The organism is Burkholderia sp. LS-044 (assembly GCF_004803625.1).
GTDB lineage: Bacteria > Pseudomonadota > Gammaproteobacteria > Burkholderiales > Burkholderiaceae > Burkholderia > Burkholderia cepacia.
Genome location: NZ_SSWO01000018.1, coordinates 71808 through 93829 on the forward strand (window position 1 = coordinate 71808; position 22022 = coordinate 93829).

Below are 22022 nucleotides of genomic sequence, written 5' to 3' on the forward strand. Positions count from 1 at the left end.
GGGGCGCGCCGGATGCCGTCAGGAACGGCCGTTCACCTTCACCTGCTCACTCCTCCAGCAGCGCGTCGCCCGGCGCGCTCGCCCGCTGCGAACGCGTCGCGAGGAAGTACGCGTAGCCGACCGCGAGGAAGCCGACGAACACCAGCGCGACCAGCCCGTTGAAATACACCATCGTACCGAGGCAGACGAGCGCCGCCAGGATCGCGAAGGCCGGGAAGATCGGGTACAGCGGCGCGCGGAACGGCCGCGCCATGTTCGGCTGCGTGCGGCGCAGCTTGAACAGCGACGCCATGCTCACGATATACATCACGATCGCGCCGAATACCGACATCGTCACGATATTCGCGGTCAGCGTCTGCCCGCCGAACTGGATCAGCTCGTCGCTGTAGATCGCCGCGATGCCGACCACGCCGCCCGCGAGAATCGCGCGGTGCGGGGTCTTGAAGCGCGGATGCACCTTGCCGAGCCACTCCGGCAGGTAGCCTTCGCGGGCCAGCGCGAAGATCTGGCGCGAATAACCGAGGATGATCCCGTGGAACGACGCGACGAGGCCGAACAGGCCGAGCCACACGAGCATGTGCATCCAGCCGCTGTTCTCGCCGACGATGTACTTCATCGCCTGCGGCAGCGGGTCGTTGATGTTCGCGAGCTTGGTCCAGTCGCCCGCGCCGCCGGCGAACACCATCACGCCGATCGCGAGAATGACGAGCGTCAGGATCCCGGCCACGTACGCGATCGGGATCGAGCGCTTCGGGTTCTTCGCCTCTTCGGCGGCCATCGCGACGCCTTCGATCGCGAGGAAGAACCAGATCGCGAACGGGATCGCCGCGAACATCCCGTGGAACGCGCCCAGGCTGAAATGATCGGCACCCGACCAGCCGCCCTTCATGAAGTTGCTCCACGCGAAGCCCGGCGACACGACGCCCATGAACACCAGCAGCTCGAAGATCGCGAGCAGCGTGACGACGAGCTCGAAGGTCGCGGCGATCTGCACGCCGACGATGTTCAGCGCCATGAACACGAGATACGCGCCCATCGCCGCGTGCTTCGGTTCGAGCCCCGGAAACTGCACGTGCAGGTACGCGCCGATCGCGAGCGCGATCGCGGGCGGCGCGAACACGAATTCGACGAGCGTCGCCGCGCCGGCGAGATAACCGCCGGTCGGGCCGAACGCGCGGCGCGCATACGCGAACGGGCCGCCCGCGTGCGGGATCGACGTCGTCAGCTCGGTGAAACTGAAGATGAAGGTCGTGTACATCGCCGCGACGAACAGCGCGGTGATGACGAAACCCAGCGTGCCGGCGCTCGCCCAGCCGTAACTCCAGCCGAAGTATTCGCCGGAAATCACGAGGCCGACCGCGATGCCCCACAGTTGCCAGGTCCCGAGCGTCTGCTGCAGCGCGGGCTGGCCGGACGACTTGGCGCCGGCGGCGGGCCGGCCATTCGACTCTGCTTTCATCGGACTCTCTCCTCAAATGCGCCGGGCCTGGCGGCCTGCGCGACTGAGAATCGATGCTAGAGAGTCATTAAACGACGTGTTATCGAAATTCGGCAAAGATCGCGGCTGACATTTCGCTGACGGAAACGCCTGTTCCGGGCGTGTACGGCCTCCCGATGCGCGAAAGGCGCCGATGCCGGGCCCGCCCCGCTGCGACCGCCGCCGCCGGCCGCACGAAGCGGCCGGACGGATGATCGACGCGCAAGACTTATTGCCCGCCGCCGCGCTGGTTGAACCAGCGGTCGAGCAGCTTGCCGGCCGCTTCGCGGCCGCCGAGGCCGAACGACAGCGCCACCGCCACCGCGATCGCACCGAGCACGAGGCCGAACGCGAGCTGCACGATCTCGTTCGCGATGCCCATCGCGCGCAGCCCCATTGCGAACACGAGGCCGAGGATCGCGAATTGCGCGATGCGCGCGAACAGCACGCTGTGCTCGCGGTCGGCCTGCTCGATCACGCGGCGCGCGAGGCCCGCGAGCCACACGCCGATCACGAGGATCACGCCGCCCGTCAGCACGTGGCCGCCGAATTCGATGAACAGCGTGACGACGTCGCGCACCTGCGAGAAGCCGAGCCGGTTCGCCGCTTCGACCGAGGCGAACAGCATCGCGAAGAACACGATCAGCCGCGCCACCAGCACCGACGGCTGCAGGATCCCCGAGAACACGCGCTCGACGCCGAGCACGGCCGGGAGCCCGTCGGCGCCCGCGGCTTCCAGCAGCTTCTGCGCGAGCGACGCGACGAAGCGCGCGAAGTAGAACGTCACCAGCACGATCACGATCGCCGCGACGATGTCCGGCACCGCGCCGAGGAACTGGTTCAGCATGTTGGTGGCCGGCACCGAGATCGCGTCGATCTTCAGCGCGTCGAGCGCGGAGATCAGCGTCGGCACGAACACGAACACGTAGACGACCGTGCCGATCAGGCTCGACACGCGCACGGGCGTCGGGCTGTCGAGACGCTGCGTGAGGCGGTCGGCGCCGGCGGCGACGAGCAGGTTCGTCACGAGGCCGCGCAGCACGCGCGCGACGATCCAGCCGACGATGCCGATCACCGCGGCCGCGAACAGGTTCGGCACGATCGCGAGCAGTTTGTCGACCATCCCCTGCACGGGCGTCAGCAGCCCCGACAACGCGAACGACGCGAGGATCGCCGGCAGGAACATCAGGATAACGAGCCAGAACAGCACGTCGCCGAGATAACCGCTCATCGGCTGCAAGCCGGCGCCTTCGGACAATTTGTCGTCGATCTTGCTCGCCTTCAGCGCGCGGTTCGCGAGGCTGCGCAGCAGCGACGCGATGAGCCACGCGATCAGCGTCAGCGCCGCGCCGCCGATCAGGTTCGGCAGGTAGTTGACGATGTGGGTGACGAGCAGCGAGAACGGGTTGGAGACCGCATACAGGTTGAGCACGTTGAAGATGCCCACCGCGGTGACCAGCAGCACGAGCCAGAACAGGCCGCCGGCGATGATGCGCTCGACGCATGCGCCCTGGCCGGTGCTTTCGTTGATCCGCTGATCGACCTTCAGCGCGCCGAGCAGACGCATCGCGCCGGCCCGCACCACGACGGCGATCAGCCAGCCGATCACCAGGATGCCGATCGCGCCGGCAATCTTTGGCAGATACCCCCCTAGCGTGGTCTGCAGCGACGTGATGAAGCTGGAAGCATCCATTTCTTCTTCTCCCGAAAACGTGGTGTTGCGATTGGACATCGACGAACTACCTGCGTACTTCGAAAAGCGTGCTGCCCCGACGGAGCAACTTACCCGAGAAAAATGACGCGATCACCCGATTTCACCGTCTTTAACTTTAGTCATAGATCGCAGAGGGGCAAGACCCCATTTCGTCAAAATGAAAAAGGGCCCGACGGGTCGGCGCGCCTGCGTATTTCCGCAAGATTTATCAATTCGCACCGTGCTACCGTGGCGTCGGTTCCTGCCCGGATACGCCGATGACCGTCGAAACGAAACCCGACCAGCCTGCCTGGGCCCGCTACGCGGCAAGCGTGGCGCGCGTCCACGAATACATCCGCGCGCACCTCGACGGCCCGCTCGACCTGAACCGGCTCGCCGAAGTCGCGTGCCTGTCGCCGTATCACTGGCAGCGGGTCTATCGCGCGCTGTACGGCGAATCGATCGTGCTGACGGTGCGGCGGATGCGGATCGTGCGCGCGTCCGAGGATCTCGTGTGCACGGCGCGGCCGATCGACGAGATCGCGCGGCGCGCGGGCTACGGTTCGACGCACGCGTTCGCGCGGGCGTTTCGCGACGCATACGGTGTGCCGCCCGCGCAGCACCGGCGCACGGGCAGCCACCGGCCCATCTATCCACTACAGAGAGGAGAGGAAGACATGTTCAAGCATGAAGTCGAAATCCGGCGGCTGCCGGAACTGCGTGGCTACGCGGTGGCGCACACGGGCGCGTACATGAAGGTCGGCGACGCGTTCGGGCGGATCGGCGCGTGGGTCGGGCAGCACGGGCTGATCGGCCCGGGCGCGAAGATGATCGGCATTTTCTACGACGATCCGGACACGACGCCCGAAGCGCAGCTGCGCGCGAAGGCGTGTTTCATGCCGGCCGACGGCGCGCCGGACGTCGAGCCCGTGCCGCCGGTCGAACGCGCGACGGTCGCGGGCGGCGAATACGCGGTGCTGCTGCATACGGGGCCGTACGCGGACCTGAAGACGGCCTACCAGTGGCTCTACGGCGACTGGCTGCGTCATTCGGGCCGCGAAGCCGCCGACTCGCCGCCGTTCGAGCTGTACCTCAACACGCCGATGGATGCGGCGCCGGCCGACCTGCGTACCGAAATTCATCTGCCGCTGCGCTGAGCAAAGGGGGCGTCGTGGAGCCGTGTATCTGGACGGACCGCGACGATATTGCCGACGCGAGCATGCCCGGGACGATATCGGGCAGGCTGGTGCGCCGGCCGTCGAACGAAGCGTGCCGGCCTGTGCTCATGCGCAGCCGGCACGAACGCGCGGACCTCTTCAAGCCGCCTGCGTCCCGCAGCCGGGACAGAACCGCGCGTCGGCCGCCAGCGCCGCATGGCAGCGGCTGCAGGCCTTGCCGCGTTGCGCCGCGCCGCACTGCGCGCAGAAGCGCGCATCGGCCCCATTGAGCGCGCCGCAGCCGGCGCACGCGAGCTGGCTCAGCGGCACGTTGCCGCCCTGGCCGCCTCGCCCGCCACTGGCGTCGGCCGGCGCCTGCCAGCCCCAGCCGTGGCGATCGCGGCCGCGCGCGTCGTGGCCGCCGTGTGCGTCCTGACGCTGCCCGCCGTGATGCCCTCCGCCGCCGCCGTGGCCTCCGCCACCGTGGCCGCCATTGCCGTGGCCACCGCCATGGCCGCCCAGGATTCGCTTCAGAAAGCTCATCGCCCGCTCCTCAACGCGTGGCCTGCGCGCCGCCGAACGCCCCGGAGGACGACAGCAGCCGCAAGCCGTTGGCCACGACGATCAGGCTGGCGCCCGCGTCGGCAAAGACCGCCATCCACATCGTGCCGAGCCCCGCGACCGTGAGGGCGAGGAACACGACCTTCACGCCGAGCGCGAAGCCGATGTTCTGCACCAGGACGCGATGCGTCGCGCGCGACAGCCGCACGAACGCGGGAATCTTGCGCAGGTCGTCGTCCATCAGCGCGACGTCGGCCGTCTCGATCGCCGTGTCGGTGCCCATCGCCCCCATCGCGAAGCCGATGTCGGCACGGGCGAGCGCCGGTGCGTCGTTGATCCCGTCGCCGACCATCCCGACCGCGCCCGCGCCGCCGGCCGACAGCTCCTCGACCGCCGCGAGCTTGTCTTCCGGCAACTGGTTGCCGCGCGCGTCGTCGATGCCGGCCTGCTTCGCGATTGCCTGCGCGGTATGCGGGTTGTCGCCCGTCAGCATCGCGGTGCGGATGCCGAGCGCGTGCAGATCGGCGATCGCTTCACGGCTCGTGTCCTTGATCGTGTCGGCCACCGCGAAGATGCCGAGCACGCGCGCTTCGTCGACCAGCACCACGACGCTCTTGCCCTGCCGCTCGAGCGCATCGAGCTTCGCTTCGAGCGCCGTCGAGCAGCGTTCGAGCTCCTCGACGAGCCGGTGGTTGCCGAGCCAGTAGCGCGTGCCGTCGATCGTGCCGCGCACCCCGCGCCCGACGATCGCTTCGAATTCCTGCACATCGGCGAATGCCGTCGTGCCGGCGTCACGGGCCGCGGCGGCGATCGCCTGCGACACCGGGTGATCGGAGCGCGCCGCGAGGCTCGCACCGAGGTGCCGCACCCGCACCGCATCGGCATCGGTCGCATGCAGGTCGAAGTCGGTCTGCACCGGCTTGCCGTGCGTGATCGTGCCGGTCTTGTCGAGCGCGAGCCAGGCGAGCTTGCGCCCTTCTTCCAGATAGACGCCGCCCTTCACGAGAATCCCGCGTCGCGCCGCGGCCGCGAGCCCCGACACGATCGTCACCGGCGTCGAGATCACCAGCGCGCACGGGCACGCGATCACGAGCAGCACCAGCGCACGATAGATCCAGTCGTGCCACGCACCGCCCATGACGAGCGGCGGCACCACCGCCACCAGCAGCGCGACCGCGAACACGATCGGCGTGTAGACACGCGCGAACTGGTCGACGAAGCGCTGCGTCGGCGCCTTCGCGCCCTGCGCCTCCTCGACCGCGTGGATGATCCGCGCGAGCGTCGAGTTGGCCGCCACCGCCGTCACGCGGTATTCGAACGAACCCGATTCGTTGATCGTGCCCGCGTACACGGCGTCGCCGGCCGCCTTTTCGACGGGCAGGCTCTCGCCGGTGATCGGCGCCTGGTTCACCGTCGAGCGGCCGGCGACGACCTCGCCGTCCAGCCCGATCCGCTCGCCCGGCTTCACGCGCACGACCGCGCCGAGCGCCACCTGCGCGGCCTCGATCGTGCGCCACGAGCCGTCGGCGTCCTGCACGGTCGCGGTGTCAGGCGCGAGCTGCATCAGGCCCTGGATCGCATTGCGCGCGCGGTCGAGCGACTTCGCCTCGATCAGCTCGGCAATCGTGAACAGCACCATCACCATCGCGGCTTCGGGCCACTGGCCGATCGCCATCGCCCCCGTCACCGCGATGCTCATCAGCGCGTTGATGTTCAGGTTGCCGTTGCGGATCGCGATCCAGCCCTTCTTGTACGTGGTGAGCCCGCACGCGAGTACCGCGGCAAGCGCGAGCGCCGCCGCGAGCCACACCGGCAGCCCGGCCCACGTCGCGCCCTCGGATGCGATCGCGGCGACGCCGGCCAGCGCCAGCGGCCACCACGGCTTCGCGGGCGCGTCGACGACGCGCGACGCCGGCGCGCCGGCCGCCGCGGCCTCGGGCGTCATCCCGAGCGTGCGGATCGCGCCTTCGATCGCCGGCTGGGCGCCCGGCACGTGTTCGACGGTCAGCATCCGCTGCATCAGGTTGAATTCGAGCGCCGACACTTCGCTCATCCCGCCGAGCTTCTTGCGGATCAGCGTTTCCTCGGTCGGGCAGTCCATCTGCATGATCCGGAACGCGGAGCGCACGTGGCCCGACGCGGTCGCCTGCGCGACCGGCAGCGGCGCGAGCGTCAGCGCGGCAGGCGCGCAGCAGTCGCCGGCCGCGTGGTCGTGGTCGTGGTCGTGGTCGTGGTCGTGGTCGTGGTCGTGGTCGTGGTCGTGGTCGGCATGGTCGTGCTTGCCGTGGTCGTGAGAGCACGCGTCGCCGTTTACATGGCCGTTGCCTTCCGCATGATCGTGGCCATGACCCGAATGATCGTGCGCGCCGTGGTCGTGCGTGCACGCCGCGCCGTGCCGATGCGCGTCGCCGTGGTCGCCGTGATCATGGTCGTGGCCGTGCGCGCGCTCGCCGGCCGCCGGCACCGCGTCGGCAACGGTCGCCGTCTGCGTGTCGCGCGAATCGGCGCAGCACGCATCGGCGCCGCCGGCATGACGGTGTCGTGGGTCGTGGGTACGCTGGGCATCGGTCATGACAACCTCCTCAATGGCTTTCAATGGCTTGACGGAGTAGAGTTAACACCCTGAAGCCACTACAAGGTCAACCCTTGCACGGGAGAAAGACAATGAAGATCGGCGAACTGGCCAAGGCGGCCCGCTGCACACCCGAGACGATCCGTTTCTACGAGAAAGAGGGGCTGATGCCGGACGCGGAACGCACCGACTCGAACTACCGCAACTACACCGACGTGCATGTCGAACGGCTGCGCTTCATCCGCAACTGCCGCGCACTCGACATGGCCCACGACGAAATCCGCGCGCTGCTGCAGCTCACCGACACGCCGGCCGATCCCTGCGATTCGATCAATGCGCTGCTCGACGAACACATCGGCCACGTCGATGCGCGCCTCGCGGAACTCACGCATCTGCGCGACCAGCTCACCGAATTGCGCCGGCAGTGCGTCGGCGAGCATTCGGTCGAGGATTGCGGCATCGTGCACGGTCTCGCGACGATGGAAACCGTCGCGCCGGCCGCGAAGCGCTCGCACCTCGGCTGAAACCCTTGTGGAATGTGATAGTTTCATCGAAAATAGTTATATCATTACTAGATATGCGATAACTATTCATGTCCACTAGTCGCCCGTCCCCGCTCGCGCTGGCCGTCCTCGCGACGCTCACCGAAACGCCGATGCATCCGTACGGGATGCTGCAGCAACTGAAGGCCCGCGGGTACGACGAAGTCGTCAACGTCCGGCAGCGCACGAGCCTCTACCAGACGATCGACCGGCTGCTGCGCGACGGGCTGATCGCCGTTCACGACACCGAGCGCGACGGCGCGTTTCCCGAGCGCACGCTGTATGCGCTGACCGAGGCCGGGCACACGGCCGGGCAGGCGTGGCTGCATGCGCTGCTCGCGGAGCCCGCGCGCGAATTCCCGGCGTTCGGCGCCGGCCTCGCCTTCCTGCCGCTGCTCGACGCCGAAGATGCCCGCCACCAGCTCGAGCTTCGGATCGCCCGGCTCGACGCCGAGCGCGAGCGCCTCGAAACGCTGCGCAACGCCGCGCAGGCCGACCAGGTGCCGCGCCTGTTCCTGCTGCAGAACGAACACGCGCTCGTGCTGCTCAATGCCGAGCTCGGATGGGCGCGCAGCGTCGTCGAACACCTGAAGATCGGCGCGCTGCGCTGGGTGGACGGCTGACGAATCACGCAGGCGGGCGCCCGGCGGCGGCAGGCAACGCCGCCGTCAAAGCACCTTGCCGGGATTCAGGATGCCGCCCGGATCGAGCGCGGCCTTCAGGCGTCGCATCAGCCCGATTTCCGCGTCGCTGCGCGTGTGCGCGAGATACGGCCGCTTGAGCACGCCGATCCCGTGCTCGGCCGACACCGAGCCGCCCATGTCCCGCACCACCGCGTACACGCAGTGATCGAGCGCATCGGCGTCCGCATCGCTCATCCCGGCCAGCGACACGCCGATATGCACGTTGCCGTCGCCGACATGCCCGAAGAACAGGCACACGGCATCCGGCCATTGCATGCGCAGCGCCGCTTCGCAGCGTTCGGCGAACACGCCGAGCTCGCCGGTCGGCAAACTCACGTCGAAGTTGACCAGATGCGGCAGCGCGTCGATCGCGAGGCCTTCGCGCAGCGTCCACAAGTCCCGCGCCTGCCGCTCCGACGTCGCAAGCACCGCATCCTCCACGAGCCCTGCCTCGATTCCCGCCGCGAGGCCGGTTTCCAGCGCCTGGTGCGCATCGCCGCCCGGTGCGCTCGTCGCGCATTCGATCAGCACCGCGAAGCCGTCGTCGCCGACAAACGGCGCCGAGACGCCCGGCGTGCGGCGCGCGACGTAGTCGTAGAACGCCGGCCACATCGCCTCGAAACTGACGACCTCCGGCAGCGTGCGCACGCGATTCCACAGCGCGATGACCGCGTCGTAGTCGCGCACGCGGCAGAGCGCCGTGGCCGGCGCGGCGAGCAACGGATGCAGCCGCAGCACGGCGCGTGTGACGACGCCGAGCGTCCCCTCGCTGCCGATGAACAGCTGCTTCAGGTCGTAGCCCGCGTTGTTCTTCAGCATCCGGTTCATCGACGACACGACCGTGCCGTCCGCGAGCACGGCCTCGAGCCCGAGCACCTGCTCGCGCATCATCCCGTAGCGGATCGCGCGCGTGCCGCCCGCGTTGGTCGCGAGCATCCCGCCGATCTGGCACGAACCGCGTGCGCCGAGATCGACACCGAACGTGAAACCCGCCGCTTCCGCGGCTTCCTGCACCGTCTGCAGCGGCGTCCCGGCACGCACGGTCATCGTGCCGGCCGCCGCGTCGAGCGCCTCGACGCCCGCGAAGCGTTCCATCGACAGCACGACCTCGCCGCCGAGCGCGACCGCGCCGCGCGCGAGCCCCGTCAGGCCCCCCTGCGGCACGACCGTCTGGCCGAGCCGCGCGCACAGCGCGAGCGTGCGCGACACGTCGTCGACACTGCGCGGGCGCACCAGCGCGCGCGGTCGCGCGCCGGCCGGCTCGTTGTAGGCGGTGAAATAACGCGGATCGATGTCGGCCGCGCGCGTGACGAGCGCATCGCCCAGTTCGGCGACGAGCACGGCTTCGAGCGCGTCGCCCGACAGCGGCGTGCCCGCCGGTTCAACGCCGGCGGCGGTCGTGTTCCGGTTCTGCATCGCGCGCTGCCCCGCTTACTTCGCCGAAATGTCGATATCGCCGAAATACTTCAGGCCGAGCGACTTCACCGTGCCGTCCGCCTTCAGCTTGTCGATCGCCGCATCGAGTTTCGCCTTCAGCGCGCTGTCGCCCTTGCGCAGCCCGAATGCGATGCCGCTGCCGAGGATCCGGTCGTCGTGCACGGGCTGGCCGACGAACGAAAAGCCCTTGCCGTCCGGACGCGACAGGAAGCCGCGCTGGCCGGACGGTGCGAGCACGAGCGTCGCGTCGAGACGGCCCGCGACCAGATCCGCATACGCCTGGTTCTGGTCCTGGTACGCGACGACCGCGACGCCGGCCGGCTCCCAGTGCGCCTTCGCGAAGGTTTCCTGGATCGACGCCTGCAGCACGCCGACCCGCTTGCCCTTCAGCGATTCCGGCGTCGGCAGCAGGCCGCTGCCGGTGCGCGCGATCAGCTGGGTCGGCACGCGATAGATGATCGTCGTGAAGTCGATCGCCTGGCGCCGCTGCTCGGTCGCATTCATCGCCGAGTTGATCGCGTCGAACTTGCGGCCCTTCAGCGCGGGAATCAGGCCGTCGAACGACGTCTCGACCCATTTGCACGACAGCTTCGCCGTCTGGCAGACGGCGTTGCCGACGTCGATGTCGAAGCCCTGCAGGTCGCCGTTCGGCGCTTTCGATTCGAACGGCGGGTATTGCGCCTCGAGGCCGAAGCGCAGCGTCTGCGCATCGGCGAGCGCCGCGCCGGAACCGATGGCGCACGCGAGTGCGAACGCGAGTTTCAGGGTGGCCGTGTGCTTCATCGTGATCTCCTGTGTCTGGTCGATGCGACGTACCCGTCGCCGGATGCCCGTGGCCGGATGCCGTACGGGGTTTACAGCGAACGCAGCCGCCGCGCGCCTTCGACCAGCGTCGCGTCGTCCTTCGAAAAGCTGAGCCGGATCACGCCGGCGTCGGTGCCGTCGGTGTAGAACGCCGACAGCGGAATCGTCGCGACACGCGCGTCGCGGATCAGGCGCAGCACGAAATCGCTGTCGCTTTCGTCCGAGAAGTGCCGGAAACGCGCGAGCATGAAGAACGAGCCCTCGCTCGGCAGCAGCTCGAAACGCGAATCGGCCAGCTCGCGCGCGAGCAGGTCGCGCTTGGCCTCGTAGAACGCCGACAGGCCGAGATAGCTGTCCGGCCGCGCGAGGATCTCCGCGAACGCGATCTGCATCGGCGTATCGGCCGAGAACACCATGAACTGGTGCACCTTGCGGATCTCGTCCATCAGTTCGGCCGGCGCGAGGCAATGGCCGACCCGCCAGCCGGTCACGTGGAACGACTTGCCGAACGACGACACGATCACGCTGCGCTCGGCCAGCTCGCGGTGGCGCGCGACGCTCTGGTGCTGCGCGCCGTCGAACACGACGTGCTCGTAGACTTCGTCGGACAGCACGACGATGCCCGTGTCGCGCGTGAGCTGCGCGAGCCGCTCGAGATCGTCGGCCGAGAACACGGTCGCGGTCGGGTTGTGCGGCGTGTTGACGATGATCATCCGCGTGCGCGGCGTGATCGCGGCCGCCACTTCATCCCAGTTCACGCGGAAATGCTCCGGCGACAGCTTGATCGCCACGGGCGTCGCGCCCTGCAGCCGCACGATCGGCGCATAGCTGTCGAACGACGGCTCGAAGTAGATCACCTCGTCACCCGGATGCACGAGCGCGCTGATCGCCGCGTACAGCCCCTCGCTCGCGCTCGCGATCACCGTGATCTCGGTGGCCGGGTCGTAGCGCGCGCCGTACAGCGCCTCGGTCTTTTCCGCGAGCCGCTCGCGCAGCGCCATCACGCCGGCCATCGGTGCGTACTGGTTGTGCCCGTCGCGCATCGCGCGCGCGACGCCTTCGACGAGCGCCGGATCGGGCGCGAAATTCGGCGCCCCCTGCGACAGGTTCAACGCATCGTGCCGGGCGGCCAGCTGGCCGATCACCGTGAAGATCGTCGTCCCGACGTCGGGCAGTTTCGAACGGGGCGCGGTGGCGCTTCGCATGACTCCTCCTTCTGATGTCCTTCGGGCGGCCCCGCGCGACGCGCGCGGCCTGCATCTGCCGCATGATTTAGCCCGAGCCAATATCGGCGGACAAACGAAACTTCGTCATGGCGGCCATGTATTTTTCTCATGGCCCATGGAGAGAAGCACGCGGCGGCAAGGCTCGCCTGCCCGGCCGACATGCGAATCAGGCATTTCCCTAAAGGGATGCTACCGGCCGGCTGCCGCCAGATAGGCGAGCAGCACGGCCCGCAATTCGCCACGCAGCGCGGCGATGTCGAACGCGGGCCCGAGCGTCAGCAGCGCCTGCGAGAGCCCGCCGTAGCAGAGCGTGTGCGCCATCCGCGCGATCCCGTCGAGCCGCGCGGCCGGCGGCGGATCGGCCGCGTGCGCGAGCGCGTCGCGCCACAGCGCGACGTACGCGTCGTAATGCCGGCGGTAGGCGGCGAGCGGCGACACCTGCCGCTCCAGTGCGAAGAGCGCGCCCCACAGCGCCGCGTCGGCGCCGATCGCGTCGACCTGCAGGTCGACGAGCGCGGCGGCGAGTTCGGCCCGCGGCGCGCCGCGCAGCCCCGCCACCGCGTCGCGCAGCCGGTCGGCCAGCGCCAGCACGTGCCGATGGATGCAGAGCGCCGCGAGGCTCTGCTTGTCGCCGAAATACTCGTAGAAGGTGCCGATGCTGACGCCCGCGACGGCCGCGATCTCGCGGATCGTCGCTTTCGCGTAGCCGCGTTCGAGCAAAAGCTGAACGAACGCCTGCTGCAGCGCGTCGGAACTCGCCTGCGCGCGCGACTGGCGCGGCCGGCGACGCAACGCGGGCGCGGGTTGCGCCGCCGGCTGGCCGGGCGGCGCTGGAACCTGAACATGTCGCGGCGGCATATTTGCTACTCTGGAAATCAGCAGGGCATGCGTTTTACCGGGGGCCGGAACCGGCGCCGAAGCGTCATCCGTGCGGCATGACGCCGGCCGCCCGCGAAGCATGAGACCGGAGACAACTTCGATGACCGAATCGACTCACGCCGTCACGAACCAGTTCGACGAACTGGTCGACTATAACCTCTTCACGACGGACATCGCGCTGCGCGACGCGCTCACCCGCGCTGGCGCCGACTGGGCCGTGCCGCAGCTCGACGCATACGGCGCGTGGCTCGGCAGCGCCGACACCGCGCGGCTTGCCGACGAAGCGAACCGTCACACGCCGGAACTGAACACGTTCGACCGGCGCGGCCGGCGCATCGACCGCGTCGACTTTCACCCGGCGTGGCACGCGCTGCTCGGCCGGTACCGCCAGGAAGGCTTCGTGTCGCTCGCGTTCCGCGAATCGCGCCGCGGCCGCTGGGCCGCGACCGCGGCCGGCTTCTACCTGCATGGCCAGATCGAGGCCGGCACGCTGTGCCCGGCGACGATGACGCAGGCCGCGATCCCCGTGCTGCAGAAGGAGCCCGCGCTGTGGGCGCTGCTGCGCGACAAGCTCTACAGCGACGACTACGATCCGCGCGACGTGCCGGTCGCCGACAAGCGCTCGATCTGGTTCGGCATGGGCATGACCGAGAAACAGGGCGGCTCCGACGTACGCGCGAACACGACGCTCGCGACCGCCGTCGGCGCGGGCGGACGCGGCGGCGAATACCGGCTGCGCGGCCACAAGTGGTTTTTCTCCGCGCCGATGTGCGATGCGCACCTCGTCGTCGCGCAGACCGAAGGCGGCGGCCCGTCGTGTTTCTACGTGCCGCGCTGGCGGCCGGACGGCACGAAGAACGCGGTCGAGATCCAGCGGCTGAAGGACAAGGTCGGCAACCGCAGCAACTCGAGCAGCGAGATCGAGCTGAACGACGCGTGGGGCATCATGCTCGGCGACGAAGGCCGCGGCATTCCGACCATCATCGAAATGGCCACCTACACGCGGCTGAACTGCGTGCTCGGCAGTGCGGCGATGCTACGCCAGGGCGTCGTGCAGGCGATCGCGTACACGCGCCAGCGCCATGCATTCGGCCGTGCGCTCGCCGAACAGCCGCTGATGCGCACCGTGCTGGCCGATCTCGCGCTCGAAAGCGAAGCCGCGCTCGTGCTGGCGATGCGTCTGGCCGACGCGTTCGAGCGCGACGACTCACCGCGCGAACGCGCATGGAAGCGCATCGTCACGCCCGCCGCGAAATTCTGGGTGTGCAAGCGCGCGGTCGAGCTGACCGGCGAGGTGATGGAAGTGTTCGGCGGCAACGGCTATGTCGACGACGGCCCGATCGCGCGGCTGTTCCGCGAGGCGCCCGTCAACTCGATCTGGGAAGGCTCGGGCAACGTGATGTGCCTCGACGTGCTGCGCGCGGTGTCGCGCGAGCCCGACGCGGCTGCCGCGCTGTTCACCGAACTCGCCGACCTCGGCGCGGGCGACCCGCGCATCCGCGCGGCGCTCGACGCGCTGCGCGCGATGCTCGACGCACCGGCCGACACGCTCGAGGCGTCGGGCCGCGTGTTCGCGCAGCGCCTCGCGCTCGTCGCGCAGGCGTGCCTGCTGCGCCGCGACGCGCCGGCGGCCGTCGCCGACGCGTTCGTCGCGACACGGCTTGCCGCGCCCGACTGGGGCCGCATCGCGGGCGGCTTCGACCCGCACGCGATCGACGTCGCCGCGCTGCTGCAGCGCGCGTACCCGACCTGACGCCCGTTCGTCCGGCCCGGTTCCCCCCGTTCGCCCCGTTCGCCCCGTTCGCCCCGTTCGCCTTCGTTCGCCCGCCCGGAGCCCCGATGAACCTCGTCGCCGCCCTCGACCGCGCCGCCCGCGCGACGCCCGACAAGCCGTTCCTCGTCAGCGAATCCGCGACGATCACCTATGCCGCCGCGCGCGAGCGCTCGCACCGCGCGGCGGCCGTGCTGAGCGCGCTCGGCGTCGCGGCCGGCGACCGGGTCGCCGCGATGTGCTTCAACACGCCGGCCTTCGTCGACCTGATGTTCGGCGCGTGGCGGCTCGGCGCGACGTTCGTGCCGATCAACCACAAGCTGCAGGCGCCGGAAGTCGACTACGTGCTCGAACACAGCCGCAGCAAGGTGCTGCTGTTCGACGTGACGCTCGCGCCGGTGGTCGAGCGCATCGTGCATCCCGCGCGACGGCTCGTGACCGAAGGCGAGCTCGACGGCGTGCCGTGCTTCGACACGCTGTGCGCAACGATGGATGGCCTCGCGGGCATCGAGCCGGCCGACGGCGACATCGCGCAGATCCTCTATACGTCCGGCACGACCGGCCACCCGAAAGGCTGCGTGCACAGCCACCGCACCGTGACGCTCGCCGCGATGCAGGCGGCCCTCGCGACCGGCATCGGCCGCAACGAGCGCACGCTGATGGCGATGCCGATCTGGCATTCGTCGCCGCTCAACAACTGGTTCGGTGGCACGCTGTATGCGGGCGGCACCGTCGTGCTGCTGCGCGAATACCATCCGCTGCGGTTCCTGCAGGCCGTCGAGCGCGAGCGCGTGACGCTGTATTTCGGCGCGCCGGTGTCGTACCTGCTGCCGCTCGACACGATCGAGGGTTTCGCGGCGTTCGACCTGTCGAGCGTGCGCGCATGGCTGTACGGCGGCGGCCCGATCGGCGCCGCGCAGGCCGAACGGCTCGCGCGCGCGTATCGCAGCGACGCGTTCTTCCAGGTGTACGGCATGACGGAAGCGGGCCCGGCCGGCACGACGCTGTATCCGGACGAGCAGATCGCGAAGGCCGGCTCGATCGGCCGCCACGGCGGCCCGGGCGTCGACCTGCGCGTCGTGCGGATGGACGGCGTCGATGCGCAGCCGGGCGAGACCGGCGAGATCTGGCTGAAGACCGACAGCATGATGCTCGGCTATCTCGACGATGCGGCCGCGACCCGCGCCGCGTTCGCGCCGCACGGCTGGTATCGCACCGGCGACATCGCGCGGATCGATCAGGACGGCTACCTGTTCATCGTCGACCGGCTGAAGGACATGATCGTGACGGGCGGCGAGAACGTCTATTCGAAGGAAGTGGAGGACGTGCTCGGCGCGCACCCGGACATCGCCGAGGCGGCCGTCGTCGGTGTCCCGCATCCCGACTGGGGCGAGACGGTCGTCGCGCACGTCGTGCTGCGCGCGGGCACGGCGCCCGACGCGGACGCGCTGCGCGCGTTCTGCGGCGAGCGGCTCGCCGCTTACAAGATTCCGCGTGAGTTCACGTTCGTGCAGGCGCTGCCGCGCACGCCTACGGGCAAGCTGCAGAAGTTCCTGCTGCGTGTGCGTCGCGAATAGGCGCGTATGGCCGCTTAAAGCCGCTTAAATCCGCTTGCCCGGCCGCAAAAAAGAAAAAGCCACCCGGCCCGACGGCCAGGTGGCTTTTTCGCATGACCGGCGGGGCAGCGACGTGCGCCGCCGCCCGTTCGTCACGTCACAGGCTGCTTACTTGCCGCCGATGCTCTTCAGCGGCTTCCACTCACCCTTCTCGACCTTGTACATCGTGATGCCGCCGTTCTTCAGGTCGCCCTTCGCGTCATACGCGACGTGCGTCGACGTCACGCCGGCCATGTCGGTCTTCGCAAGCACCGGCAGGTACTTCGCCGGATCGGTCGAATCGGCCTTCTTCATCGCGTTGAACAGCGCCATCGCGCCGTCGTACGCATACGGCGAGTAGGTCTGCACGTCTTCGCCGAAGCGCTTCTTGTACTTGTCGGCGTACGTCTTGCCGCCCGGCATCTCTTCGAGCGGCAGGCCTGCCAGCGAGGCGATCGTGCCGTCGGCCGCGTTGCCCGCGATCTTCAGGAACGTCGGCGTCTTCACCATTTCGCCGCTCATCAGCGGGGCGGTGATGCCGAGCGTCTTCATCTGCTTGACCATCGGTGCAGCCTGCGAATCCGCGCCGCCGTAGTAGACGAGATCCGGCTTCGCCGCCTTCAGCTTGGTCAGGATCGCCTTGAAGTCCACCGCCTTGTCGTTCGTGAATTCACGGTCGACGATCGTCGCGCCGCCAGCCTTCGCGGCCTTCTCAAACTGGTCGGCGAGACCCTGGCCGTAGGCCGTGCGGTCGTCGACGATCGCGATCTTCTTCATGCCGAGATCCTTCGACGCGAACGTGCCGGCCACCGAGCCCTGCTGCGTGTCGGACGTCATCATGCGGAAGGTCGTCTTGTAACCCTGCTGCGTGTATTCCGGTGCGGTCGCCATCGCGATCTGCGGAATGCCCGCGTTCGCGTAGATGCGCGAGGCCGGAATCGTCGTGCCCGAGTTGAAGTGGCCGAGCATGCCCTTGATGCCGTCGTCGACGAGCTTCTGCGCGACCGTCGTGCCGGTGCGCGGGTCAGCCTGGTCGTCCTGCGTGTCGAGTGCGAACTTCACCGGCTTGCCGCCGATCTTCGGGCTCGTCGCGTTGAAATCCTCGATCGCGAGCACGATCCCGTTCTGCATATCCTTGCCGTAGTGCGCCTGCGCGCCCGTCATCGGCCCTGCGTAACCGATCTTCACGTCATCCGCATGGGCCGTCCCCGCCAGCGACATGACCGCGACGAACGTCGCGCCTGCCACCTTTTTCATCGTGTGTTGCATAGCATCTCCTTGGTACCAGGGTAAATGGAGCGGCTTCGGGATCGCCTAGCCGCTTCCTTTGTTTGATCCGAACGGCAAGGATGATCAGCCGATCGTCATCAAATTCGCATTGCCGCCCGCCGCGGCCGTGTTCACGCTCACCGAGCGCTCCGTCAACAGCCGTTCCAGCGCGTAATCTTCCGCATCGCCGTTCTCGAATGCGCCCACCGACACGCCCTGCACCGACACGATCGGGCCCGGCCGCTGCGCGACGTCCTTCACGAGCGTCTGCAGTTCGTCGCTGTCGCCTTCGAACAGCACCGCGTCGAACGGCGTATCGGCCTGCTTGCGCACGGTCGCATGCGCCTTCAGCGACGCCGGCAGCGCGGCGACCAGCGCCTCGCCGGCCGCGCCCGCGAACAGCGCGCGGTTGCCGGTCGCCAGCACTGCCGCGAACTGCGCGCGCGCGCCGCCCGGCGTCGCCGCGACACACAGCACCGTGCCGCGCGGGCCGAGTGTATACGTGTTTCGCTCGCCCGTCGGGCCGGTCAGCACGGCGGTCGCACCGGCCGGCACCTGCGCCAGGTAGCCGTCGCAACGCGCGGCCAGTGCCGGCTCGCGCTGCTCGATCAGCCAGTCGCGCAGCGTCGTGAGCGCTGCCGCCGGGTTGCCGCGCGCATCGCCTTCGACCGCGCCGTCCGCGATCAGCGTCTGCGCGAGCGAACGCGGCAGGCCCGACGGACGCGTCGCGAGCAGGCGCTGCAGGTACAGCGCGCCGCCGGCCTTCGGGCCCGTGCCCGACAGCCCTTCGCCGCCGAACGGCTGCACGCCGACCACCGCGCCGATCACGTTGCGGTTCACGTAGATGTTGCCGACGTGCGCATTCGAGATCACGTGCGCGATCGTCTCGTCGATCCGCGTGTGGATGCCGAGCGTCAGGCCGTAGCCGGTCGCGCGGATCTGCTCCAGCAGCTTGTCGAGCTGGCTGCGGCGGTAGCGCACCACGTGCAGCACGGGGCCGAACACTTCGCGCTTCAGCTCGTCGATGCTGCCGATCTCGATCAGCGTCGGCGGCACGAACGTGCCGTGCGCGCAGGCTTCCGGCGCCGGCAGCTGCGTGACCGCGTGGCCCTTCTCCTTCATCGCCGCGACGTGCGTGTCGATCGTCTGCTTCGCTTCACCGTCGATCACCGGGCCGACGTCCGTCGACAGCCGGTCGGGGTTGCCGAGCGCCAGCTCGTGCATCGCGCCCTTCAGCATCGTCAGCGTGCGGTCCGCGACGTCGTCCTGCAGACACAGAACGCGCAGCGCCGAACACCGTTGACCGGCCGAGTCGAACGACGACTGCATCACGTCCGCGACCACCTGCTCCGCGAGCGCCGACGAGTCGACGATCATCGCGTTCTGGCCGCCCGTTTCCGCGATCAGCGGGATCGGCTTGCCGTCCGGGTCGAGGCGCGCCGACAGCGTCTTGTTGATCAGGCGCGCGACTTCGGTCGAACCGGTGAACATCACCGCACGCGTGCGCGGATCGGCGACCAGCGCCGCACCGACGGTCTCGCCGTCGCCCGGCAGCAGCTGCACCGCGCCGGCCGGCACGCCGGCCTCGCGCAGCAGGCGCACGGCCTGGGCGGCGATCAGCGGCGTCTGTTCGGCCGGCTTCGCGAGCACCGTGTTGCCGGCCGCGAGCGCGGCGGCCACCTGGCCCATGAAGATCGCGAGCGGGAAGTTCCACGGGCTGATACAGACCACGGGACCGAGCGGGCGGTGCGTGTCGTTCGAGAATTCGTCGCGGATCTGCGCGGCGTAATAGCGCAGGAAGTCGACCGCTTCGCGGATCTCGGCAATCGCGTTCGGCAGCGACTTGCCGGCTTCGCGCACGATCAGGCCCATCAGCGTGTGCATCTGCGCTTCGAGCAGGTCGGCCGCGCGCACCAGGCAATCGGCGCGTGCGTCGACCGGCGTCGCCTGCCAGATCGGCGCGGCGGCCACCGCGTGCGCGAGTGCCGCGCTCACGTGTTCGGCCGTCGCTTCGCTGACGGTGCCGACCGTGTCGCGCTGGTCGGCCGGGTTGCGCACGTCGCGGGCCGGCGCGTCGGCGAGCGTGTCGTCGGCGAGCATCGGCGCCGCGCGCCACGGGAAGTGCGCGCTCGCGAGCAGCGCGGACGACAGCGACGCGAGGCGGTGTTCGTTCGACAGGTCGAGGCCCATCGAGTTGGGACGCTCGTCGCCGTACAGGTTGCGCGGCAGCGGGATCTTCGCGTGCGGCGCGCCGAGCGGCACGACCTTCGACGCTTCGTCGACCGGATCGGCGACCAGTTCCTTCACCGACACGGTCTTGTCCGCGATGCGGTTCACGAACGACGTGTTCGCGCCGTTTTCCAGCAGGCGGCGCACCAGGTACGCGAGCAGCGTCTCGTGCGTGCCGACCGGCGCGTACACGCGGCACGGCCGGTTCAGCTTGTCGCGGCCGGTGACTTCCTCGTACAGCGGCTCGCCCATCCCGTGCAGGCACTGGAATTCGTACTGGCCCGGGTAGTAGTTCTGGCCCGCGAGCTGGTAGATCGCGGCGAGCGTGTACGCGTTGTGCGTCGCGAACTGCGGATAGACGGCGTCGGGGGCGGCGAGCAGCTTCTTCGCGCACGCGAGGTACGACACGTCCGTGTAGATCTTGCGCGTATAGACCGGATAGCCTTCGAGGCCGTCGACCTGCGCACGCTTGATCTCGGTATCCCAGTACGCGCCCTTGACCAGACGGATCATCAGGCGGTGACGGCTGCGGCGCGCGAGATCGATCAGGTAGTCGATCACGAACGGGCAGCGCTTCTGGTAGCCCTGCACCACGAAGCCGATGCCGTTCCAGCCCGCGAGATCCGGATCGAAGCACAGCGCCTCGAGCAGGTCGAGCGACAGTTCGAGGCGGTCGGCTTCTTCCGCGTCGATGTTCAGGCCGATGTCGTAGCGGCGGGCGAGCAGCGCGAGCGCGCGCACGCGCGGCAGCAGCTCGCTCATCGTGCGGTCCTGCTGCGAACGCGAGTAGCGTGCGTGCAGCGCCGACAGCTTGATCGAGATGCCCGGGCCTTCGTAAATGCCGCGGCCGCCGGCCGCCTTGCCGATCGCGTGGATCGCCTGTTCGTACGACGCGTAGTAGCGCTGCGCGTCCTCTTCGGTCGTCGCCGCTTCGCCGAGCATGTCGTACGAGTAGCGGAAGCCGCGCGCTTCGTACTTGCGGCTGTTGGCCAGCGCTTCGGAAATCGTCTCGCCGGTGACGAACTGCTCGCCCATCAGGCGCATCGCCATGTCGACGCCCTTGCGGATCAGCGGCTCGCCGCCGCGGCCGATCAGGCGCGTGAGCGCCGACGACAGCCCCGCTTCGCTGTTGGTCGTCACGAGCTTGCCGGTGATCATCAGCCCCCAGGTCGCCGCGTTCACGAACAGCGACGGCGCGTGGCCGACGTGCGAGCGCCAGTCGCCCTTGCTGATCTTGTCGCGGATCAGCGCATCGCGCGTCGCGCGATCGGGAATGCGCAGCAGCGCCTCGGCGAGGCACATCAGCGCGACGCCTTCCTGGCTCGACAGCGAGAATTCGTGGATCAGCCCTTCGACGCCGCCGCCCGAGCTCTTCTCGCGCAGCGCCTCGACGAGCTTCGTCGCGAGCGCCTGCACGTCCGCCTGCAGGTTCGCGGGCAGGCGCGCCTGGCCGAGCAGGAACGGCACGCATTCCGGCTCGGGGCGGCGGTACGCGGCCGTGATCGCCGCGCGCAGCACCGATTGCGGCTGCACGTTCTGCGCGAATTCGAGGAACGGGTGCGGCGAGTTGTCGTCGTCGCCGTCCGCGGCCTGGCCGTCGGCGAGCTCCGTGACGCCGCTGTGGCCCGACAGCTCGGGCGGCAACTGGCCGTGCTCGATCCGCTCGAGATACGCGAAGATCGCCTGCTTGATCAGCCAGTGGGGAGTGCGCTCGAGACGCGCGGCTGCGTCCTTGAGGCGCGAACGGAGAAGGTCGTCGACCTTGACGCCGAGAGTCGTGCTTGCCATGGTGGGTTCGTGCGCCGGTGCGAGCCCGGCAATGTGGTGTGAGAGGATGCGCGAAATCCTACGGCACGCAATAAAAAGGTGCAACCAAATTGCGAGATGGGTTGCACCCTTTGGTTAGTCAATATAATCAGCCACTTACGCGGTTGCAACCTAGGAGTTGCCCGTGGTCGGGGGATCGGTGTTTTCCCTGAGCAGGCCGGTTTGGCATGCGCGCGCAACCTTCCCCGCGCGTGGCGGTGGACAAAAACGGGTTGCACTGGGGTGGCGGCGGATGGGGTGGCCGGGGGTGGCCGTGCGGCAAGAGACGGTTCGGGGCTGCCCGATGGCACGGGCGTCAAC

The 22022-nt window shown here is 68.9% G+C and carries 15 protein-coding genes; 5 read left to right on the plus strand and 10 right to left on the minus strand.

All coding sequences use genetic code 11. The features are described from left to right. Nucleotides 1–46: 46 nt before the first annotated feature. Nucleotides 47–1459: an ethanolamine permease gene (eat, locus tag E9536_RS33540; protein ID WP_124544895.1), complete on the minus strand. Its 1413-nt coding sequence runs from the start codon at nt 1457–1459 to the stop codon at nt 47–49. Between the two features lie 247 nt (nt 1460–1706). After that, nucleotides 1707–3170, minus strand: coding sequence for a mechanosensitive ion channel (locus E9536_RS33545; protein ID WP_059687899.1), 1464 nt, complete (start codon nt 3168–3170; stop codon nt 1707–1709). A 278-nt stretch (nt 3171–3448) separates the two neighbouring features. Between E9536_RS33545 and E9536_RS33550 the strand changes: the two genes are divergently transcribed. Continuing rightward, nucleotides 3449–4327: an AraC family transcriptional regulator gene (locus E9536_RS33550; protein WP_136472231.1), complete on the plus strand. Its 879-nt coding sequence runs from the start codon at nt 3449–3451 to the stop codon at nt 4325–4327. 159 nt (nt 4328–4486) lie between these two features. On the opposite strand, the gene E9536_RS33555 is transcribed toward E9536_RS33550, so the two are convergent. Next, nucleotides 4487–4870: a zinc ribbon domain-containing protein gene (locus E9536_RS33555; protein WP_136472233.1), complete on the minus strand. Its 384-nt coding sequence runs from the start codon at nt 4868–4870 to the stop codon at nt 4487–4489. Between the two features lie 10 nt (nt 4871–4880). Continuing rightward, nucleotides 4881–7460, minus strand: a complete 2580-nt coding sequence (locus tag E9536_RS33560) for a heavy metal translocating P-type ATPase (RefSeq protein ID WP_136472235.1) — start codon at nt 7458–7460, stop codon at nt 4881–4883. A 92-nt stretch (nt 7461–7552) separates the two neighbouring features. On the opposite strand from E9536_RS33560, the gene cadR reads away from it, so the two are divergent. Continuing rightward, nucleotides 7553–7984 carry a Cd(II)/Pb(II)-responsive transcriptional regulator gene (gene cadR / locus E9536_RS33565; RefSeq protein ID WP_014895515.1) on the plus strand — a complete coding sequence of 144 codons (432 nt, stop codon included), beginning with the start codon at nt 7553–7555 and terminating at the stop codon, nt 7982–7984. Between the two features lie 68 nt (nt 7985–8052). Then, a complete protein-coding gene (locus E9536_RS33570) occupies nt 8053–8625 on the plus strand; it encodes a PadR family transcriptional regulator (RefSeq protein WP_027788694.1) in 573 nt (190 codons plus the stop codon). Between the two features lie 45 nt (nt 8626–8670). Here E9536_RS33570 and E9536_RS33575 read toward each other — a convergent pair whose 3' ends face one another. From E9536_RS33575 to E9536_RS33590, 4 genes are all read right to left on the minus strand, one after another. After that, nucleotides 8671–10101 carry an FAD-binding oxidoreductase gene (locus tag E9536_RS33575; protein ID WP_136472237.1) on the minus strand — a complete coding sequence of 477 codons (1431 nt, stop codon included), beginning with the start codon at nt 10099–10101 and terminating at the stop codon, nt 8671–8673. Nucleotides 10102–10116: 15 nt separating this feature from the next. Then, the gene (locus E9536_RS33580; protein WP_027788696.1) at nt 10117–10905 is read right to left on the minus strand and encodes an ABC transporter substrate-binding protein; all 789 of its coding nucleotides are present in this window, start codon (nt 10903–10905) and stop codon (nt 10117–10119) included. A gap of 71 nt (nt 10906–10976) precedes the next feature. Next, complete coding sequence (locus E9536_RS33585; RefSeq protein ID WP_027788697.1) at nt 10977–12131, minus strand: pyridoxal phosphate-dependent aminotransferase; 1155 nt, start codon at nt 12129–12131, stop codon at nt 10977–10979. Nucleotides 12132–12341: 210 nt separating this feature from the next. After that, nucleotides 12342–13010: a TetR/AcrR family transcriptional regulator gene (locus E9536_RS33590; RefSeq protein WP_059694471.1), complete on the minus strand. Its 669-nt coding sequence runs from the start codon at nt 13008–13010 to the stop codon at nt 12342–12344. 121 nt (nt 13011–13131) lie between these two features. Between E9536_RS33590 and E9536_RS33595 the strand changes: the two genes are divergently transcribed. Together E9536_RS33595 and E9536_RS33600 are read left to right on the plus strand one after the other, a co-directional pair. Then, a complete protein-coding gene (locus E9536_RS33595; RefSeq protein ID WP_136472239.1) occupies nt 13132–14784 on the plus strand; it encodes an acyl-CoA dehydrogenase family protein in 1653 nt (550 codons plus the stop codon). A gap of 86 nt (nt 14785–14870) precedes the next feature. Continuing rightward, a complete protein-coding gene (locus E9536_RS33600; RefSeq protein ID WP_060205306.1) occupies nt 14871–16379 on the plus strand; it encodes an AMP-binding protein in 1509 nt (502 codons plus the stop codon). A gap of 147 nt (nt 16380–16526) precedes the next feature. Here E9536_RS33600 and E9536_RS33605 read toward each other — a convergent pair whose 3' ends face one another. Continuing rightward, nucleotides 16527–17666 (minus strand): branched-chain amino acid ABC transporter substrate-binding protein, encoded by a 1140-nt coding sequence (locus E9536_RS33605; RefSeq protein WP_027788703.1) that lies wholly within the window; start codon nt 17664–17666, stop codon nt 16527–16529. 84 nt (nt 17667–17750) lie between these two features. Further along, nucleotides 17751–21683 carry a trifunctional transcriptional regulator/proline dehydrogenase/L-glutamate gamma-semialdehyde dehydrogenase gene (putA, locus tag E9536_RS33610; RefSeq protein ID WP_048026158.1) on the minus strand — a complete coding sequence of 1311 codons (3933 nt, stop codon included), beginning with the start codon at nt 21681–21683 and terminating at the stop codon, nt 17751–17753. Nucleotides 21684–22022 lie beyond the last annotated feature (339 nt).

Coding starts and splice junctions, on each gene's coding strand:
- eat (WP_124544895.1), bottom strand. CDS start 1,459: ATGAAAGCAGAGTCGAATGGCCGGCCCGCCGCCGGCGCCAAGTCGTCC.
- E9536_RS33545 (WP_059687899.1), bottom strand. CDS start 3,170: ATGGATGCTTCCAGCTTCATCACGTCGCTGCAGACCACGCTAGGGGGG.
- E9536_RS33550 (WP_136472231.1), top strand. CDS start 3,449: ATGACCGTCGAAACGAAACCCGACCAGCCTGCCTGGGCCCGCTACGCG.
- E9536_RS33555 (WP_136472233.1), bottom strand. CDS start 4,870: ATGAGCTTTCTGAAGCGAATCCTGGGCGGCCATGGCGGTGGCCACGGC.
- E9536_RS33560 (WP_136472235.1), bottom strand. CDS start 7,460: ATGACCGATGCCCAGCGTACCCACGACCCACGACACCGTCATGCCGGC.
- cadR (WP_014895515.1), top strand. CDS start 7,553: ATGAAGATCGGCGAACTGGCCAAGGCGGCCCGCTGCACACCCGAGACG.
- E9536_RS33570 (WP_027788694.1), top strand. CDS start 8,053: ATGTCCACTAGTCGCCCGTCCCCGCTCGCGCTGGCCGTCCTCGCGACG.
- E9536_RS33575 (WP_136472237.1), bottom strand. CDS start 10,101: ATGCAGAACCGGAACACGACCGCCGCCGGCGTTGAACCGGCGGGCACG.
- E9536_RS33580 (WP_027788696.1), bottom strand. CDS start 10,905: ATGAAGCACACGGCCACCCTGAAACTCGCGTTCGCACTCGCGTGCGCC.
- E9536_RS33585 (WP_027788697.1), bottom strand. CDS start 12,131: ATGCGAAGCGCCACCGCGCCCCGTTCGAAACTGCCCGACGTCGGGACG.
- E9536_RS33590 (WP_059694471.1), bottom strand. CDS start 13,010: ATGCCGCCGCGACATGTTCAGGTTCCAGCGCCGCCCGGCCAGCCGGCG.
- E9536_RS33595 (WP_136472239.1), top strand. CDS start 13,132: ATGACCGAATCGACTCACGCCGTCACGAACCAGTTCGACGAACTGGTC.
- E9536_RS33600 (WP_060205306.1), top strand. CDS start 14,871: ATGAACCTCGTCGCCGCCCTCGACCGCGCCGCCCGCGCGACGCCCGAC.
- E9536_RS33605 (WP_027788703.1), bottom strand. CDS start 17,666: ATGCAACACACGATGAAAAAGGTGGCAGGCGCGACGTTCGTCGCGGTC.
- putA (WP_048026158.1), bottom strand. CDS start 21,683: ATGGCAAGCACGACTCTCGGCGTCAAGGTCGACGACCTTCTCCGTTCG.